Genomic DNA, 17,237 nt, shown 5'->3' with positions numbered 1-17,237 from the left:
GGAGTGGATAGCTAATTTGTTTGAATCTCTCTTTCGTACAGCGAAAAAAGAAAAGAGAAGGCTGGACAAAAACACGATTAGACCATCGCCCAAAGATATTTTAATGGCTTAGCCTGACGGCTATGGTGATAACACCAACAATGGCATCAACACCCTCGCGGGCGGTTTTGAGAAACCTGCCCCACCAAGTTCAACCAAAAGGGCCTGATTTTCGATAAAATCAGGCCCTTTTTATATTTAAACGTACGTTTTTAGTCCAGAAAAATGCCAACTATGGCTTGCGCCAACGACAATCCTAAGCTGAACAATAAAGCGGCCAAAATGCTCGAAACGCTGAAGCCGTCTACCAGATAATCGCAGAGATAAACAATCAGGATGTTGATGACGAAATAAAACAAACCAAGGGTTAGAATGGTGATGGGCAATGAGAAAAAGAGCAATATCGGTTTTATAAACGTATTGAGCAGTCCCATCACGATGGCGACAATAATGGCGGTTTGGGTGGTGTCAACGTAAAAGCCCTGGAGCACGCGGCTGGCGGCTATCACCACAATAGTGCTTACAATGAGGCGTACAATCAGATTTATCATAAAAGAAGAAAGGTTTGGTTTGAAAATGAATAAGGAAAGATTTTCGGTTGTAAAATTAGAAATACTCCCGAAAATCCAATGGACAATTGTCGGGTATTTCCACTAAACGCCGTCGACCAATTCAAATTGTAACTTAATCAGGCCCGCATACAGGCCGTTTTCGTTCATGGCCAGTTCTTCGTGGGTGCCAGACTCAAAGATGGTGCCTTCTTTGATGACATAGATGCAGTCTACATTGCGGACGGTGGCTAGTCGGTGGGCGATGATGATTGTGGTGCGATTCTGCATCAAACGGTCGAGGGCATCTTGTACCAATTTCTCCGATTCGGCATCCAACGAGCTGGTGGCTTCGTCGAGAATCAGGATTTTGGGGTCTTTCAAAATGGCCCTTGCAATGGCAATCCGTTGACGTTGACCGCCTGAGAGCTTGATGCCGCGTTCGCCCACGACGGTTTCCAATTGGTCGGGGAAAGATTCAATAAAGTCGAGGGCGTTGGCTTTGCGGGCGGCTTCCCGAATCTCTTCGTGGGTGGCGTTGGGCTTGCCGTAAGCGATGTTTTCGCGGATGGTGCCGCCAAACAAAATGACTTCCTGAGGCACCACGGCGATGTTTTGGCGGTAAGCCGTAATATCAAACGTCTGAATATCCTGCCCATCTACCGAGATTTTGCCGCCCAGCGGGGTATGATAACGCATCAAAAGTTGTACAATGGTTGATTTTCCAGCACCGCTATAACCCACCAACGCGATTTTCTGACCGGCAGGTACGTTGAGCGAAACGCCTTTCAAAACCTGCATATCGGGTCGGGTCGGGTAGGCAAATTGTACGTTATCAAAAGCGATATTGCCGTTAACGGTAATCGGTTGTATTTGTTGGTGCACATCCACTTCTGATTTTTCATCCAAAATTTCCAGCAATCGCTCCGAAGCGCCTAAGGTTTTCTGAATCTGGGCATACATATCGCCCAAACCGCCAATAGAACCCCCAATAAACATGGTGTAGAAAATGAAGGTCATCAATTCAGAAAAGGGCATTTCGCCGCTTTGTACCAGCGTAGCACCGTACCACACCACCCCGACGATGCCGCCAAACAGCGCAAAAATGATGAATGAAACGAATCCACCGCGAAAACGGGCCGCTTTTAACGAGGCCGTGATAACGCGAGAGAGCGCATCGCCGTAGCGGTTGATTTCGAGAAATTCATTCGTAAAAGCTTTTACGATTGTTACGGATTGGAGCGTTTCTTCCACCACGACGTTGGCGTTTGCCAGTTCGTCTTGGGCTTTCTTGGAGAGTTTGCGGATGTAGCGCCCAAAAATCATGGCTACTACAATAGCCACGGGAAATGTGGCCAACATAAAAATGGTCAGTTTCCAAGAAATAAAGCAGATAATCACGATACCCACCACCACCGTGGCCAATGAACGAAACAATTCGGCCAACGTAAATGACAGCACATCCTGCAACGCCTGTACATCGGAGGTGATGCGGCTCATGAGTTCGCCCACGCGGCGTTGTTCAAAAAAAGGAATGGGCAAAGATACGATTTTGCCGTATAAAGTACGCCGAATATCGGCCATGCCTTTCTCGCTCACGATGGAGAAAAAATAAATACGCCCAAACGAAAAGAGCGATTGCAGCACCAAAATACCAATCAGAAAAAGAACCACCTGATTGAGTTCATAAGTGGATTTTCCTTCAATCACCGCCACAATTTCGCCAATCAATTTGGGGAAAATAAGGTTGGTCGTCAGTGAGAGAAGCAGGAAAAGGATTCCTACCAGAAACGTTTTTTTATAGGGTAAAATAAATCGAAATATCTTGAGGGCTTTCGACAGACTTTCTTTGCTGAGTTTGCGCTTTTTATCTTCGGGCGACAATTCCACGCCCGTTCCTCTTCCTTTTGCCATTTTGTGGGTTAATTTTATGCTTTAACTACTTCTAAGAAGGTGTTTTAAATTTATTTGCATTATTTTAAAGCTGGTCGAAGACCCACCCCGCCCTTTCAGGGCACCCCTCCAAGGAGGGGAATTAAGTAAAATCCCCTCTTGAGAGGGGTGCGGCTTTAGCCGCGGGGTGTGTGAATACTATAAACTACTTACAAGCATTTACTTATATTCAAGTATCGAACAACTACTTTTAATGTATGTGTTCTTGGTTTGAATCCCAGCGGGATCACAAAGTTACTCTTCTTCTTTTTGCCCCTTGTATTTTGATTGCTCCAACAACTGCCTAACATTGGTATTAGCCATTAAATCAGGGAGTTTGGTGGATGGATTTTCTGCCAAATACCGATTGATGATGCGCCAACCTACCCAACGACCGATTCCGCCGGGACAATATTGGCTTATTTCGGGCGTGGCAGGACGCTCGCTGATGAAGCGGTCTTTTTCGGCATCGCGGGTTTGGTACAACAGCTTGCGGTCCAAAAAATATGCCCAAATGTCTTCTTGTGAAGCGTATATATCTTCGAGCTGCTCCTGCGAATAGCCAATAATGAGGCTGTCGGGTGTTTCGGGGGCTACGTGCTTGACAAATTCGAAGCCTTTGCCGTACCACATCATGTCGGCGAGCAGTGTTTGGTCGTTTTCGGGTACTTTGTTGTATTTCTCCGAAATGAAAAACAAAACGGCAGGCACAATGTATTCTTGTTGATACCGACGGAGTTGATAATCAAATAGTTGGGGGCGGTACTTGGCTTTTGGCCCGCCAAAATAATCAAGACCGATGACAATCACGCTGTCGGAAACGTACAAATCACTGCCCATAAAACCCGTCACGGTGGTGACTATTTGCGGGGCTTTAAAATCGGGGAAATTGGCTTGAATCTGCCCAAACGCCTGTTGCAGTTGCGTTTTTATGGGTGCTAAATCCCCAAATTGTGTTTGCAGGTCTTTGTTGAATTTCTGCAAATCAGAATTGGTAATATTGGTATACAATTGATTGACAATGAGTGAGTCAGGGATGCTTTTGTCTAGCCCAAAATACGCTCTCAGGTAAGGGTTTTTGGTGAGTAATCCCGCAATTTCGTCAGGATTTTTGGCCGCAAAAAGCTCGTTTTCCAAACGACGAACGGTAACGGGGATTTCTTTGGGCGGGGTATCACAGCCTGATGAGGCCATAAAAAGTGCCGCCGAAGCGAGAATAGAATAGAAAATTGATTTCATGAAAGGAGGCAATGACCTACTTGAAACGCAAAAATATCGCTAAAAGTTTGTGGTTAACCGATTTTTAATGGGCAACTTTCTTCATAACACTGCGCTTTCCAAAAATCGAATCGTGCCCGCATCGGCGTCCATTTCGGCTTCGATGCCTACGGGAATGGTGAATTTTTGACGGATGTGCCCAATCATCGCTCCCGAATACGCGGGTTTGTTGAAGGGACGGATGTGGTCGTTCCAAAGGTCTTCGAGAGTGAGTGAGCCGTAGCTGCCGTTACCGGGCTCGCAGTCAGTACATTTACCGAAAATAAACCCGTTGATTTCGTCCAAAATACCGCAGAGTTTTACCTGCGTTATCATGCGGTCCATGCGATAAGGAGCTTCGTCGACGTCTTCACAAAAAAAGAGCGAACCTTTCCAGTCGGGTACGTAAGGCGAGCCAAGCAAATGACTCAAGACGGTCAGGTTTCCGCCGAATAGTTTGCCACGCGCTTTGCCCGAACCAATGGTATCAATGCGGTCGGCGACTTGCGTGAGATTATCGCCCACTATTTTCGGATTTTCGTAAAACACCGCTTCGGCGTCCATCAATACCTTTCGGAAGTAACCTACCGTAAACTCATTCCAACTCACGGCTCCCACGGGGCCATGAAAGGTAAGTAGACCTGTTTGGCTATAAATGCCTAATAACAAGGCGGTAACGTCTGAGTATCCAACGATGACTTTGGGGTTTTTACGAATCATGTCATAATCCAACAAGGGCAGAAGTCGCGCGCAGCCCCATCCGCCGTGAACGCACACTATTCCCTGTACCGACGAGTCGGCAAAGAAATCATTTAAATCGGCGGCACGGTCGGCGTCTTTGCCGCCCAAATAGCCGTAGCGCTCCCACATTCGCTTGCCCAATTTAACCTTAAAGCCCAACGCCTGCATGGATTCTATGAGTACCTGAACGGTTTGTTTGCTGTAGGCGGGGGCGGCCGGACAAACCAACCCAACGGTGTCGCCAGGTTTGAGGCGAGGAGGTTTGATGGTTGGCTTATTTTTTGAAAAAGAAGGAGTGGAAACGGCGGCAGTGGCGGCAAGCGTGTGCAGGAAATTTCGGCGGTGCATGAAAAGTCGTTTTTACATTTTTTGCTAATATAAATAATTGCCAACATAAAATGTGCTTCACATACGTTAGTTTTAAGCCATAAATGACGATGATTATATGATGACCCTCCGGAGTTTGTTTTTGCTATTCATGGGGTTAAGCGGTTCGGCAGGACTCTTAGCCCAAAAATTCCCCGCGATTCGGTACGAAGACAAAACGTACGAAACCAACATCAAAACCGTGGGTATTTATCCATCGCCCAACCAACTGCAAGACCCCGCGCGGACTACCTACCCGCCCGTTATCAGTTTGGACGCGGGCGCGCCGCTCATTGCCGAATTTGACGATTTAACGGCCCGATTTCGGTCGTTTCGGTACAAAATTTTTCACTGTAATGCCGATTGGGCGCCTTCCAATCTGAACGATATTGAGTTTACTTATGAATACAACGATTACGCCATCAACAATTATCAGGCGTCTTTCAATACCAAAATTCCTTACTTTCATTATACCCTAGAGGTGCCAAAACTGAAATTGTCGGGCAATTATGTCCTCGCCGTCTATGAAGATGTTCGTCCGGCCAAGTTGGTGCTCACCCGTCGATTTATGATGTATCAACCCCGCGTGAATGTATTTCCGCAAGTTCGACTGTCGACGGGCATTGCCGAGCAGCGCACGCATCAACAGGTGGATTTTGACTTGGAATACCGAGGCTACGAAATTTTGTCGCCCGCCGAAGATTTGAAAATTGTGATTCGTCAAAACTTCCGTTGGGACAAGGTCATTACCAAACTGCGCCCTACCAACGTGCGGATTTTTGACCAACGGTTGGAATATCGCCCCTTTGATTTGTCCAATAATCTGTTGGCAGGAAACGAGTTTCGGTGGTTTGATACGCGTCTGTCGAGGGCATCGGGTATGAGTGTGAGGGATGTACAACAGCTGCCAGACCAGACCATTGCGCATTTACGGCCTGATGCTTCGCGTTTGGGCGGTGGGGCGAGTTTTCAGGCGCAGGATTTAAACGGTCAATACATTGTGCTGAATCAGGATGCCGCCAACAGTACCAACGAAGCCGATTATATCAATGTGGTGTTTACGCTGCAAAGCCCGTCGTATCCCAATGCGCAGGTCTACGTAGGGGGGGCATTCAATCTTTGGCAGCGCGAAGATGCCAACCGGATGACCTACAACACCGAACGCAACGCCTACGAAGCCAGTATTTATATCAAGCAGGGCGTAGCTAACTATTGTTATTACGCGGTTTTGAACGACGGACGCGTTGACGAAACATCCTTTGAAGGTAGTTTTTCCAACACCGCCAATGACTACGAAATCTTTGTGTATCACCGTCCGCCCGCCGCGCGCGCCGACCAATTGGTGGGTTATCGACTCGTAGAATTTGGAAGAAGATAAAGTAATTGTTGATTTCCGCGCCCCAAATCCCGATTTTTGCGCCATACACTTTTGCTTTTACACTTTTTGCCTTTTGGTTTTCCCAAACAATGCCCACTTTTACGCCCGAGCAAGCCCTCAAAGATATTCGTCAAAAAAAGCTACAACCGCTGTATTTTATTCACGGCGATGAGCCATATTATATTGATTTACTGGCGGATGCTATCGAAAAAGTAGCGGTTCCCGAAGCCGAAAAAGGTTTTAATCAGTTTGTGTTGTTTGGCAAAGAGACCGACATCGGCACCATTCTCAACTACGCGCGACGGTTTCCGTTCATGGCCGAGCGGCAATTAGTATTGGTCAAAGAAGCACAGCAAATCAGTGGTTTTGACTCAAAAGAGAAAACGGCGTTTTTGGAAGATTATGCCTCGCGTCCTCCCGCTTCTACGATTTTGGTGCTGTGTTTTCAAGGAAACTTCGACATGCGCAAATCATTGCCCAAAGTCTTTGAAAGACACGGAGCGATGATTCAGAGCAAAAAAATGTACGACAACAAACTGCCCGATTGGGTAGGGGAGTACGCCCGAAGTTTAGGGACAAAAATCAGCATCAAAGCCATTCAGATGTTGGTCGAAAATATTGGTAACGACCTCAAACGCATTACGAGCGAGATTGATAAAATCCTGCTCAATCTCACTGCCAGTGAAGAAATTACGGCGGCGATTGTCGAAAAATACGTCGGCATCAGCAAAGAATATAACGTATTTGAACTCCAAAAAGCACTTACGCAACGGGATATTCTGAAATCCAACCGCATCGCTAACTATCTGGCAGCCAATACCAAAGACAATCCTTTGCCACAGGTGTTGATTATTCTTTATAATTTTTTCAGCAAAGTGCTGGTCGTTCACGGAACGCCCGACAAATCGGAAGGAAATCTGGCATCGGTGCTGGGCGTCAATCCTTTTTTTGTCAAGGATTATCTTTCGGCAGCGCGTCAATATTCGTTAGGCCACGTCGTAAATGTCATCAAAGCCATTCGCCGCGCCGACAACGCCTCCAAAGGCATAGAAGTTGGAAGCGTAAACGAAGAAGCTGTTTTGAAAGAGTTGATTTTCAGGATATTGCATTGAGAAGCGTTTTGCTGTGAACCGTAAAATATTAAACCGAAAAACCGAGAAATGTAAAACTGCAAAAGGATAAAGGGTAAAACCGCAAAAGGAATGTTAAGCCAATTTTGACGGTATCACTGCCTGGTTCTATATTTTTAAGTTTTTCGGTTTTACATTCTTGGGTTCTACATTTTTCGGTTTTAAGTTCCTCGGTTTTACATTTCTTTCCCCGCGTCTCCTTCGCCCAATTCCTTCACTTCGGCTTTGACTTCTTCGTAGATTTTAAACTCTTCCAGTTTTTGTTGGTTAGTAAGAGGGAGTTGCATATCGACGTTCCAGCCCATAGAGGCGGCCAATTGGTACATCATAAATTGGACTTGGTTGTTGGCAATGCGCGGCAGGTCGCTGGTGAGGGCTTTTTCGTTCATGGCTTGTTTGGCGTCCACGAGCAGGTTGGTATAATCTTCCTGATTGAAGCGATTCCAGAGACCATTTTCAATGTCATAAAATTTGTAGTCCGTATCAATCGACAAGACTTCAGGGGCGGGGAAGTATTCTACGACCATTTTGTTGGTTTTTTCGTCGATATGGTAGCGCATTTTGGCAAAATCAAAACCTACCAACACTTTTGCTTTGGCAATGACCAGTGCTTTTTTGGAGTTTTTGAAGAGGTACCAATAGGTCTTATCATCTTTGTAATCAAAGATTTCGGTAAAATAACCCTCTGCCATCACCACTTTGAAGACCTTTTCGATGCGTTCGAGGAGAATGGTGGAAGATTGAACCAATTGCTTGTTAGCGTTTTGTTTTTGGGTCAGTACATAAAAGATGCCAAACCCTAAACTCCCGCCCAATACTAAGGTAATAATGAAAAAAATAAGTGATGAAAAGCCCATAATTGTCGGATTTTGCGAAAGTTAGGGAAAATTTATGACCAATAGAATGTTGTCTACCTTGTGCAGTTACTTTGGCAGAATCATTGCTTGATTGAAAATAAAAGCGTTATTTTGAAAATAATATTTCGGCCTGATTCTTATGAAAAAGATTTATACATGGGTACTGATGTTGAGCATTGTGTTTGGTTTGACGCAATGTTCCAAAACAAGTAACGAAGAAGACCCAACTCCTGCCCCTGGCGTTACTAAAACTGAACTTTTGGCGGGAACATCCCTAAAAACTTGGGTGATGATATCGTCTAAAATTGACGGAAAAGACGTCTTTAATCAATCGCTTGTTTGCAGCCGTGATGACCAAACCGTTTATCGTACCGACAAAACTTATGAGATTAACGAGGGCGATACCAAATGTTACTCACAAGACCCGCAGACCTACGAAAAAGGAACGTGGTCATTTAATACGGATGAAACGGAGTTGATTATCAACAATGAACAACGTTTTAAAATCCTTGAACTCAACAATACTACGCTGCGGCTTTCGATAAAAACGCTTTTTGGAGAAACCATCGAACGTACTTTTAAGAAAGTCTAGCTCTTTTTAACAAGCGATTTCGTCGAAGCGCCGTCTTTACGGATAACTATTTAACAGTGTTTTGCAAAAACTTCTCGTTGTCATTGCGGGCCCTACCGCCGTTGGAAAAACTGACTTTTGTGTCCGATTGGCACAAATGCTGAATACCGAAGTAATCTCTGCCGATTCCCGACAGTTTTATCGAGAGCTTAACATCGGTACTGCCAAGCCATCAGAAGCTGAACTTCAGGGGATTACGCACCATTTTATCAATTCTCATTCCATTGATATTTTGTACAGTGCGGGGTCTTTTGAGCGAGATGCTTTGGCGGTGTTGGCTCAACTTTTTGAAAAACAGGATGTCGCGATTTTGACGGGCGGTTCGGGACTGTACATCAAGGCCGTTTGTGAAGGTTTGGATAATTTGCCCGAAACCCCACCCGAATTGCGGGCTGAACTGATGCACCGACTGGAGACGCAAGGTCTGGAGTTCTTGCAGACCCAACTTCGGGCCTTAGACCCTGTATATTGCGAATCCAATGACCTTCAGAATACGCAGCGCGTGGTGCGGGCGTTGGAAGTTTGTTTATTGACGGGGAAACCGTTTTCATCTTTTAGAGAACACCAGCCTGCGCAACGTCCTTTCCGAATTTTGCAAATTGTGTTGGAAAGAGAGCGGGAGGAACTATACCAGCGCATAGACCGCCGGATGGAGCAAATGCTAGCGGCAGGCTTGGTCGAAGAAGCCCGTTCGTTGGTGGCGTATCGGGAACATAATGCCCTGCAAACCGTTGGCTACAAAGAAGTGTTTGACTATCTGGATGGCCAATATGATTATGAAGAAATGGTACGACTTCTCAAACGCAACTCTCGCCGCTACGCAAAGCGACAAATTACGTGGTTTAAACATCAAGGAAATTTTAAAGGATTTCAGGCCGATGATTTTGAGGGAGTGCTCGCTTATATTCAATCAACGACGACAGCGCAGGAATAGAAGAAAAGATCTTAAGGGCTTGAGCCTAAATTTGGGTATGTTTGAAAAACGTCGGGTTGTGAGTAACCCGACGCACCTTGCGGAAGCGCGTCGGTCGAGGCGTTGAAGCGGTTAGCGTGGGGATGGTTGTAAGCAACCATCCCATCATTCACAATAACACACCACTTATCTTTGGTAAATTACTTCATATTGGTGTACACATTCTGCACGTCGTCGTCTTCTTCGAGGCGCTCGATGAGCTTGTCTACTTCGGCCATTTCTTCTTCCGAAAGTTCCTTTAATTCCGTCGGAATTCGGGTAAATTCAGCGCCTTTTAGTTCGTAGCCTTTTTCTTCCAAAAATTTCTGAATGGCTCCAAAAGCCGAGAATTCACCGTAAATGTTGATTTCGTTGGTTTCATCGTCCAAAAATACCTCGTCACCGCCCAAGTCAATGAGTTCAAATTCAAGCTCTTCCAAGTCGATGCCTTCGTTGGCAATTTTGAAAAGACATTTGCGGTCAAACAAATAATCCAACATCCCCGAAGTACCCAAACTTCCGCCCAATTTATTGAAATAACTGCGGACGTTGGCTACGGTACGGTTGGTATTGTCGGTGGTGGCCTCGATCAAAATCGCGATTCCGTGAGGGCCTTTTCCTTCGTATACAATTTCTTTGTAATCTTCCTGATCTTTGGAAATTGCCCGTTTGATGGCCCTTTCAACGTTTTCTTTGGGCATGTTGGCTGCCTTGGCGTTTTGGATAATGGCCCGCAAACGAGAGTTGTTTTGGGGGTCAGCACCGCCAGCTTTTACGGCCATTACGATGTCTTTACCGATTCGGGTGAAGACTTTGGCCATCATTCCCCAACGTTTTAATTTACTGGCTTTTCGGTATTCAAATGCGCGTCCCATATTGAATGAGTAAATGTGTGATTTTAATGAATTTGTAAAAAAAGGCGTCAAATGTTGGGCCGAGCGTCGTCGATATTCTGCGCTTGCTGGCCCCTTGGCGCGGTTATAGTTCCAAAAGTACTTGATTTTTCAGAATGTCTTCCATCGTTTCGCGTTGGCGAATGATGTGCGCCTTGCCCTGATAGACCAACACCTCGGCGGGGCGAAAACGGCTGTTGTACTGGCTGCTCATCGTAAATCCGTAGGCACCCGCGTTGAGTAGCGCAAGGATATCATTTTCATGCACTTCCGTGAGCGGTCGGTCGGTGGCAAAAGTGTCGGTTTCGCAGATATAGCCTACTACGTCGTAGGTTTTGAGCTGGTCAGAAACGGGGTTTGAAACGTTGACAATGTGATGGTACGCATCGTACATCATCGGGCGAATCAGGTGGTTAAGGCCCGAATTAACCCCCACAAAAGTGCGATTGGGGGTTGATTTTACCACATTGGCGTTTACCAACAGAACACCAGATTCGCTGACCAGAAACTTGCCCGGTTCAAACCACAATTGAAGCTTGCGGCCCAATTGTGCGCTGAGGGCTAAAAAGGCTTCACTGAGTTTAGCGCCCAGCGCGGGCATGTCGGTGGTAGGGTCTCCTTCTTTGTAGGCCACCTTAAAGCCTCCGCCCAAGTCGATGATTTGGAGGTTGGGAAAATCTTTGGCAAAGTTAAAAATAACGTCAGCGGCACGGACAAAAGCATTGGCTTCTTTGATGTCAGAACCCGTATGCTGGTGCAATCCTACGACGTTGATGCCGTATTGGTTCACAATTCGCAGAATATCTTCGCGTTGCCGAATGTCAATGCCAAATTTGGAACCTTCGTGCGCGGTCATGATTTTGGCGTTTCCACCCGCGGCCACGTTGGGTTTGATGCGAATCATGCACGGCACCGTGCCGCCAAAACGTTGCCCAAATTTTTCGAGGACAATCAGGTTGTCTAGGTTGATGATTGAACCAACGGCCACGGCCGTTTCGATTTCATCAAAAGAAACCCCGCTGGGAGTAAATGTAATCTGTGAGCCTGCGTAGCCAGCGTGCAACCCTAGCTCCAATTCCTGTGGGGAAACTACGTCCAATTCCACGCCGTTTTGGCGCATCAATTTCAGAATGGAAACATTGGTCAAGGCTTTGCAGGCAAATTTTATCTTTAAATCGACCGATGGAAAGGCGTTACGCAACTGATTGATTTTGTCGACTATCTTATCGGCATCATATACGTAGAGTGGGGTTCCGAATTGCTGCGCGATGTCTAAAACGGGTATTCCTTGGATTTCGTAACGGTCGTTTACTAATTGCATGATGATTTGGGCTAATTCGCTGATCATTATTCTCTTAACGCATAAGAGGGCGGAGGTCAGCGACAGAAAAAAGTTGATTGGTTGAAAATGAAGCCGCAAAGATAGTTGATGCTTCTGCTTTTTCAAACCTCACCGAGTTGTGCAAAAACGGGAAATGTAACCAAACGAGTCGATGCGCTTCCCCAAACACCGATTAAGCGGTCATGCAGGGCTTCAATTGGGTTGTAACCGTTGGCTTTTTCAAACTTACGCACACTCGACCAAGTGTTGAGGTAATGGCAGAGTTGGGCCAACGACCAGTCGTAATTTTGCAGAAAAACACTCTTTTTAAGCGTCTTATACGGAAAAGGAACGTCAGCGTATTGGTTTTCAATGTGGCGGCGCTCGTCGTCCCAATAATCGCCGATGGTATTTTGGTAAAAATCCAGAATAATGGCATCAATTTCGGGGGAGATAGTGAGCAATTCGTAGCCCCATACGGCGATAATTGCGCCTTTTTTTGCTACTCGTTTTATTTCTTTGTTGAAAAGCGCAAAATCAAACCAATGCAACGCTTGTCCGACGGTAATTAAATCAAATGTATTTGCGTCAAAGGGCGTGGTTTCGGCGGGGCTTACTTGATAATGAATATTGGGTAACAAAACCGCCTGACTGATTTGAGCTTGGCTGAGGTCAGTCGCTTCGACTTCGCGGAAGTATTTTGCTAAAACGGTTGCCACCTGTCCGTTGCCGGTGGCGCAATCCCACGCCTTATCAAAATGTTGGACGTGCCGAAAAACCCACTGGTACAACGCCTCGGGGTAGTCGGGGCGATAGAGGGCGTAATCGGTGGCGTGGCCTGAAAAAAGATCTTTCATGGAGTAGCAATTTTATAAAATCATTAAATCAGAAGCTGCTTTAAAAGAAACTTATCTGTAAATAGTTGATTAGAAGCCCTTTTGTATTTTTCATTTTTCAGTTTATTATTTTTCTGTTCCCCAATTCGCTACGGCTCAATGGATTGTTTTTTAACTTGCATCAAAAATAACCATAACCATGAGAAAACTGCTATTCGTACATTTCCTTCTTTGTTTTGTCTCGTTTTCGCTTTTGGCACAAATCCAATCGGGGCCGATGGTGGGCTATTCCGACATGCGTGAAGTGCTTTTGTGGGTTCAAACCAAGCAGCCCGCTAAGGTGAAATTTGTGTATTGGGAACAAGGAAATAGTGCGCAAAAATGGTCGACCGATGAAACCTTAACCGCCAAAAATACGGCCTTTATTGCGCGTCTGATTGCCGACCAAGTGCAGCCCGGCAAAAAATATGACTATGAAGTATGGGTGGATGGCAAAAAAGCAACGATTACGTATCCGCTCAGTTTTCAATCGCAGACCTTGTGGCAGTGGCGTACCGACCCGCCCGCGCTCAAATTTGCGTTTGGCAGTTGTACGTACGTCAACGACGCGCCCTACGACCGCCCTAATTCTTACGGTGGCGATTATGAAATATTTAAAAGTATTGCTTCCCAAAAGCCTGATTTTATGGTGTGGGGCGGCGATAATGTCTATACCCGTGAGCCTGATTGGAATACCCGTACGGGGGTTTTGTACCGCAATACGCATACGCGCTCGTTGCCCGAGATGCAGCCTTTGTTGGGCTCGGTACACCACTACGCAATTTGGGACGACCACGATTATGGCCCCAACGACTCCGACCGCAGTTTTGCGCATAAAAATATCACTTCAGAGGCTTTTAGGTTGTTTTGGGGAAATCCCAATTACATTTTTGAAGGTGCTTGTACAGGAACCTTTGAATGGAGCGATGCGCAGTTTTTTATGCTCGACGACCGCTGGTTTCGTGCCCCCAACAACCGCGCCGACGACCGTACTTATTTCGGAGAAGCCCAAATCAACTGGTTGATTGATGCCTTGACCAACAGCAAAGCATCCTTTAAGTTTATCGTAACGGGTGGCCAAGTTATCAACACCGCAGCAGTGTATGAAAACTACGCCATTTACGGCGAAGAAAGAGCCCGTTTTCTGCAAAAAATCGCCGATGCCAAAATCCCAGGCGTTATTTTTCTGACGGGCGACCGTCACCATACGGCCTTGCACAAACTTGATCGTTTTGGTACCTATCCGTTGTACGATTTTACCATTTCGCCCCTGACTTCTGGTGCTGGAAAACCCATTGATGCCGAAAAAAGTGCTACTACGTTTGTTGAAGGAACAGTAGTGGGTAATACGCGCAATTTTGGGTTGTTCGAAATCACGGGTCCGGCCAAAGAGCGCGTGTTGAAAGTAACCGTTTTTAATGCTCAAAATCAGCCACTTTGGACGCGTGAAATCAAATCAAATGAGTTGAAGTAATGCTAACTAAAGGAGACCAGATTGTTATGGATTTACGCGTTGCGCTCATTCAAACTTCTTTACATTGGGAAAAACCGACGGCTAATTTGGCCATGTTGGAAGAAAAAATTGCGGCCTTGGAGCAGCCCGCTGACCTCATCGTTTTGCCCGAAATGTTTACAACGGGCTTTACCATGAAGCCCGAAAATGTGGCCGAGCCTATGAATTTGACCACCTTCAAATGGATGCGTCAAATGGCAGCGCAGACGGGTGCGGTGGTTACGGGAAGTTACGTCGTCAGGGAGAACGGTAATTATTTTAACCGCTTGCTTTGGATGCAGCCCGATGGAGAATTTGACGCTTACGACAAACGCCACTTGTTTCGGATGGGCAAAGAACACGAGCACTACGCAGCAGGGGAGCGCCGCATCATCAAAGAAATCAAGGGGTGGCGGGTGTGTCCGTTGATTTGCTATGATTTACGTTTTCCAGTCTGGGCGCGTAATCGGCAGATGGAATACGATTTACTGGTTTACGTCGCCAATTGGCCAGCCGTTCGGCGTCAGGTGTGGAATACGCTTTTGCAGGCCCGAGCCATTGAAAATCTAAGCTACGCTATCGGTGTTAATCGGGTAGGAGAGGATGGAAATGGCCTGTATCATGCGGGAGACTCGGCCGTGATTGATTTCAAGGGAGAATTATTGAATCGACGCAGTGCCAATGAAGTTATTGTTGAACAAACGCTTGATTATGAGGCATTACGAGCGTTTCGGGAGCGTTTTCCTGCGCATTTGGATGCCGATGAATTTGAAATAAAGTGAAAGAAAATAGGTCGTTGGTGAAAAACACCAACGACGGCATTAAAAGAAAAAAATCTATCTCAAAATTCCACAATCGTATACGCTGCCTGATGCGGTTGGCGGGTTTGGTCGCCGATTTTGGTGCGGTTGCGGTCGTCGTCGTGGATGACGAACAGACGGTTTGAACCAACGGTCGTGAGGTCTTCTGCTTTATGGGTGAACTTTAAAGGTTGACCAGTGGCGCGGTCTTTGACCAAGTGAAGCTTACCGGTTTTCAGTTCGGCTTCGGTGGCCCACCAGAGGTAGGCGCTGTTGAGTTGGGTTTCGCTTTCCATGGAGGTCAGGACCCAAAATACGTTGCGTTTGGCGTCAAATTCGATGCACGAAAGGGCCAATGGCTTGGGAAGGGAAGGTTCTAACGCTGCAATATCAATGTCGGCCAAAGTTTGAAAGTCAGTGCCTGCCACCAATGAATCATTCTCAAAACGATACGATACCGTCAACACTTTGGCTTTGTATTTAAAATCATCGTACTTTTTACCTTCTTCACGAATCCCGAAAAAGAGTTTATTATTGGTGGCTGCAAATCCCTCTACCTTGAAATAAGGCATTCCATCAGGAAACTCAGTCGAGCGCAAGGCTTTTGACAGCGCATTCCGCAGCCCCATCGAAAACTTCTCGCCCGTGGCTAAGTGTACCGCTTTGGGTTGGATGGTCTGTGGGTTACCGCCGTTAACGGGCCAGTAAAGCAGCGCATTGTAGCTATCCCACTCAGTACTTCCTTCTTTTACCCGGTCGAAGGCCGTGGTCAAAAAGGCCACTTTACGGTCGGGGGTAAGGGCAAAATCTTCGTATTTCTGAGCGGTTTTGAAAAGATTTTGGGTAACATAAGTGGGTTTACTTCCAAAAACACCCGTTTCGGCGTAGGCCCAGTAAAAAATGGATGCGTCGGTGCCTGGCATGTCTTTGTCGTTGGCCATTGAAATATAATTTCCATCGTTCAATACCGCCGAAGCTTCGCACCAAACATCCTTGCCTGCGGCCTGAAGGCCCGCTTGAAAACAATCAATAAACCCCTCTTTTACGATGATTCCTCCCGTTTGCAGTTTTGTCGTGGGTCGTTGGCAGGCGTTGAATAATAAAACAAAGCCTAACGCTAAGGCAGAAGAAAAACGAGTGAATTTCATGGTTTTGAGGCGATTTTTAGGGCGAAGGAATACAGGTTGGCAGTGTAGCTGATTCAGCTACACTGCCAGAAAATTACATCCGTGCTTTGATGATGTTGGTAAACTCGCGTGACTTGAGCGAGGCACCGCCAATGAGGCCACCGTCTACGTCGGGGCAAGCAAAGAGTTCGGCGGCATTTTTTTCGTTGCAGCTTCCACCATACAGGATGGTGGTATCGTCGGCGACTTGGGCGCCGTATTGGCCGGCAATGTGCTCGCGCAATGCAGCGTGCATATCTTGTGCTTGTTGCGACGAAGCCGTGAGGCCCGTGCCAATTGCCCAAACGGGTTCGTAGGCAATGACTACTTTGCCGAAATCTTCGGACGAAAGGTCAAAAAGGGCGGCGGTGATTTGGGCTTTTACGATGGCAATGAAATCTTCATTTTGGCGTTGTTCTAGCAATTCACCGCAGCAAAAAATAGGTTTGAGGCCATTGGCTAAGGCGATTTTTACTTTTTCGGCCAATAATTCATCCGTTTCGCCAAAATACTGACGGCGCTCGCTGTGTCCAACCAGCACGTAGGGTGTGCCGAGGGCGGCAAGCATCGGGGCAGAGATTTCTCCTGTATAGGCACCAGAGGCTTTTTGGTGGCAATTTTGGGCTCCCAAAGAGATGCGGTCTACTTCTTCAACATATTTTTGTAATACCGGCAGGTAGATGTACGGGGTACATAGAATCACTTCCACGTCGCCGCGTACTTCGTCGCGAACCATGTTGACCACTTCAGAGGTAAGAATCAGCGCCTCTTCGAGGGTTTTGTTCATTTTCCAGTTGCCAGCAACTATTTTTTTTCTCATTGGAATAGAGGAGTTTGAATGAATATTGGGTTGATTTTA

Annotated in this window: 16 protein-coding genes; 6 read left to right on the top strand and 10 right to left on the bottom strand. The window is 46.4% G+C overall.

Going from position 1 to position 17,237, the window contains the following annotated elements; translation table 11 throughout:
- Positions 1-251: 251 nt before the first annotated feature.
- From DVG78_RS09400 to DVG78_RS09385, 4 genes are all read right to left on the bottom strand, one after another.
- Positions 252-590 carry a phage holin family protein gene (locus DVG78_RS09400; RefSeq protein WP_114460824.1) on the bottom strand — a complete coding sequence of 113 codons (339 nt, stop codon included), beginning with the start codon at positions 588-590 and terminating at the stop codon, positions 252-254.
- Between the two features lie 102 nt (positions 591-692).
- On the bottom strand, positions 693-2,501 hold the full coding sequence (locus tag DVG78_RS09395; protein ID WP_114460823.1) for an ABC transporter ATP-binding protein: 1,809 nt from the start codon (positions 2,499-2,501) through the stop codon (positions 693-695).
- 273 nt (positions 2,502-2,774) lie between these two features.
- Positions 2,775-3,758, bottom strand: a complete 984-nt coding sequence (locus DVG78_RS09390) for a gliding motility protein GldB-related protein (protein ID WP_114460822.1) — start codon at positions 3,756-3,758, stop codon at positions 2,775-2,777.
- Between the two features lie 81 nt (positions 3,759-3,839).
- Complete coding sequence (locus DVG78_RS09385) at positions 3,840-4,865, bottom strand: S66 peptidase family protein (protein ID WP_114460821.1); 1,026 nt, start codon at positions 4,863-4,865, stop codon at positions 3,840-3,842.
- 97 nt (positions 4,866-4,962) lie between these two features.
- On the opposite strand from DVG78_RS09385, the gene DVG78_RS09380 reads away from it, so the two are divergent.
- Together DVG78_RS09380 and holA are read left to right on the top strand one after the other, a co-directional pair.
- Entirely contained in the window at positions 4,963-6,261 is a 1,299-nt protein-coding gene (locus DVG78_RS09380) for a type IX secretion system plug protein (protein WP_114460820.1), read from the top strand.
- Between the two features lie 89 nt (positions 6,262-6,350).
- Complete coding sequence (gene holA, locus DVG78_RS09375; RefSeq protein WP_114070478.1) at positions 6,351-7,373, top strand: DNA polymerase III subunit delta; 1,023 nt, start codon at positions 6,351-6,353, stop codon at positions 7,371-7,373.
- Between the two features lie 194 nt (positions 7,374-7,567).
- Here holA and DVG78_RS09370 read toward each other — a convergent pair whose 3' ends face one another.
- The gene (locus tag DVG78_RS09370) at positions 7,568-8,248 is read right to left on the bottom strand and encodes a DUF4230 domain-containing protein (protein ID WP_114460819.1); all 681 of its coding nucleotides are present in this window, start codon (positions 8,246-8,248) and stop codon (positions 7,568-7,570) included.
- A 139-nt stretch (positions 8,249-8,387) separates the two neighbouring features.
- Here DVG78_RS09370 and DVG78_RS09365 point away from each other — a divergent pair, with 139 nt between their 5' ends.
- Both DVG78_RS09365 and miaA read left to right on the top strand, forming a co-directional pair.
- Positions 8,388-8,840, top strand: a complete 453-nt coding sequence (locus DVG78_RS09365; RefSeq protein WP_114460818.1) for a lipocalin family protein — start codon at positions 8,388-8,390, stop codon at positions 8,838-8,840.
- A 61-nt stretch (positions 8,841-8,901) separates the two neighbouring features.
- Entirely contained in the window at positions 8,902-9,813 is a 912-nt protein-coding gene (miaA, locus tag DVG78_RS09360; protein ID WP_114460817.1) for a tRNA (adenosine(37)-N6)-dimethylallyltransferase MiaA, read from the top strand.
- A gap of 179 nt (positions 9,814-9,992) precedes the next feature.
- On the opposite strand, the gene DVG78_RS09355 is transcribed toward miaA, so the two are convergent.
- The 3 genes from DVG78_RS09355 to DVG78_RS09345 form a co-directional block, all read right to left on the bottom strand.
- Positions 9,993-10,706, bottom strand: a complete 714-nt coding sequence (locus tag DVG78_RS09355; protein ID WP_114460816.1) for a YebC/PmpR family DNA-binding transcriptional regulator — start codon at positions 10,704-10,706, stop codon at positions 9,993-9,995.
- Between the two features lie 103 nt (positions 10,707-10,809).
- Positions 10,810-12,045: a diaminopimelate decarboxylase gene (lysA, locus tag DVG78_RS09350; protein WP_199563221.1), complete on the bottom strand. Its 1,236-nt coding sequence runs from the start codon at positions 12,043-12,045 to the stop codon at positions 10,810-10,812.
- 122 nt (positions 12,046-12,167) lie between these two features.
- Entirely contained in the window at positions 12,168-12,902 is a 735-nt protein-coding gene (locus DVG78_RS09345) for a class I SAM-dependent methyltransferase (protein WP_114460814.1), read from the bottom strand.
- A 178-nt stretch (positions 12,903-13,080) separates the two neighbouring features.
- Between DVG78_RS09345 and DVG78_RS09340 the strand changes: the two genes are divergently transcribed.
- Together DVG78_RS09340 and DVG78_RS09335 are read left to right on the top strand one after the other, a co-directional pair.
- Positions 13,081-14,394, top strand: coding sequence for an alkaline phosphatase D family protein (locus tag DVG78_RS09340; RefSeq protein ID WP_114460813.1), 1,314 nt, complete (start codon positions 13,081-13,083; stop codon positions 14,392-14,394).
- Positions 14,394-15,194 carry an amidohydrolase gene (locus tag DVG78_RS09335; RefSeq protein ID WP_229598177.1) on the top strand — a complete coding sequence of 267 codons (801 nt, stop codon included), beginning with the start codon at positions 14,394-14,396 and terminating at the stop codon, positions 15,192-15,194. The genes DVG78_RS09340 and DVG78_RS09335 overlap by 1 nt, the downstream gene beginning before the upstream one ends.
- 59 nt (positions 15,195-15,253) lie before the next feature.
- Here the strand turns inward: DVG78_RS09335 and DVG78_RS09330 are convergent, their stop codons facing one another.
- Both DVG78_RS09330 and tpiA read right to left on the bottom strand, forming a co-directional pair.
- Positions 15,254-16,360, bottom strand: coding sequence for a hypothetical protein (locus DVG78_RS09330; protein WP_114460812.1), 1,107 nt, complete (start codon positions 16,358-16,360; stop codon positions 15,254-15,256).
- A 73-nt stretch (positions 16,361-16,433) separates the two neighbouring features.
- Entirely contained in the window at positions 16,434-17,198 is a 765-nt protein-coding gene (gene tpiA, locus DVG78_RS09325) for a triose-phosphate isomerase (protein WP_114460811.1), read from the bottom strand.
- Positions 17,199-17,237 lie beyond the last annotated feature (39 nt).

Source organism: Runella aurantiaca (genome assembly GCF_003339505.1).
Lineage (GTDB): Bacteria > Bacteroidota > Bacteroidia > Cytophagales > Spirosomataceae > Runella > Runella aurantiaca.
Note: the sequence above shows the minus strand (reverse complement) of the source record. Positions and strands in the feature narration are given on the sequence as shown.

Bases quoted from the DNA above. Each gene is read 5' to 3' on its own strand.
- DVG78_RS09345 (WP_114460814.1), bottom strand. From the start codon at position 12,902: ATGAAAGATCTTTTTTCAGGCCACGCCACCGATTACGCCCTCTATCGC.
- DVG78_RS09335 (WP_229598177.1), top strand. From the start codon at position 14,394: ATGCTAACTAAAGGAGACCAGATTGTTATGGATTTACGCGTTGCGCTC.
- DVG78_RS09365 (WP_114460818.1), top strand. From the start codon at position 8,388: ATGAAAAAGATTTATACATGGGTACTGATGTTGAGCATTGTGTTTGGT.
- DVG78_RS09395 (WP_114460823.1), bottom strand. From the start codon at position 2,501: ATGGCAAAAGGAAGAGGAACGGGCGTGGAATTGTCGCCCGAAGATAAA.
- DVG78_RS09355 (WP_114460816.1), bottom strand. From the start codon at position 10,706: ATGGGACGCGCATTTGAATACCGAAAAGCCAGTAAATTAAAACGTTGG.
- tpiA (WP_114460811.1), bottom strand. From the start codon at position 17,198: ATGAGAAAAAAAATAGTTGCTGGCAACTGGAAAATGAACAAAACCCTC.
- DVG78_RS09390 (WP_114460822.1), bottom strand. From the start codon at position 3,758: ATGAAATCAATTTTCTATTCTATTCTCGCTTCGGCGGCACTTTTTATG.
- DVG78_RS09380 (WP_114460820.1), top strand. From the start codon at position 4,963: ATGATGACCCTCCGGAGTTTGTTTTTGCTATTCATGGGGTTAAGCGGT.
- holA (WP_114070478.1), top strand. From the start codon at position 6,351: ATGCCCACTTTTACGCCCGAGCAAGCCCTCAAAGATATTCGTCAAAAA.
- DVG78_RS09385 (WP_114460821.1), bottom strand. From the start codon at position 4,865: ATGCACCGCCGAAATTTCCTGCACACGCTTGCCGCCACTGCCGCCGTT.
- DVG78_RS09370 (WP_114460819.1), bottom strand. From the start codon at position 8,248: ATGGGCTTTTCATCACTTATTTTTTTCATTATTACCTTAGTATTGGGC.
- DVG78_RS09340 (WP_114460813.1), top strand. From the start codon at position 13,081: ATGAGAAAACTGCTATTCGTACATTTCCTTCTTTGTTTTGTCTCGTTT.
- DVG78_RS09400 (WP_114460824.1), bottom strand. From the start codon at position 590: ATGATAAATCTGATTGTACGCCTCATTGTAAGCACTATTGTGGTGATA.
- lysA (WP_199563221.1), bottom strand. From the start codon at position 12,045: ATGCAATTAGTAAACGACCGTTACGAAATCCAAGGAATACCCGTTTTA.
- DVG78_RS09330 (WP_114460812.1), bottom strand. From the start codon at position 16,360: ATGAAATTCACTCGTTTTTCTTCTGCCTTAGCGTTAGGCTTTGTTTTA.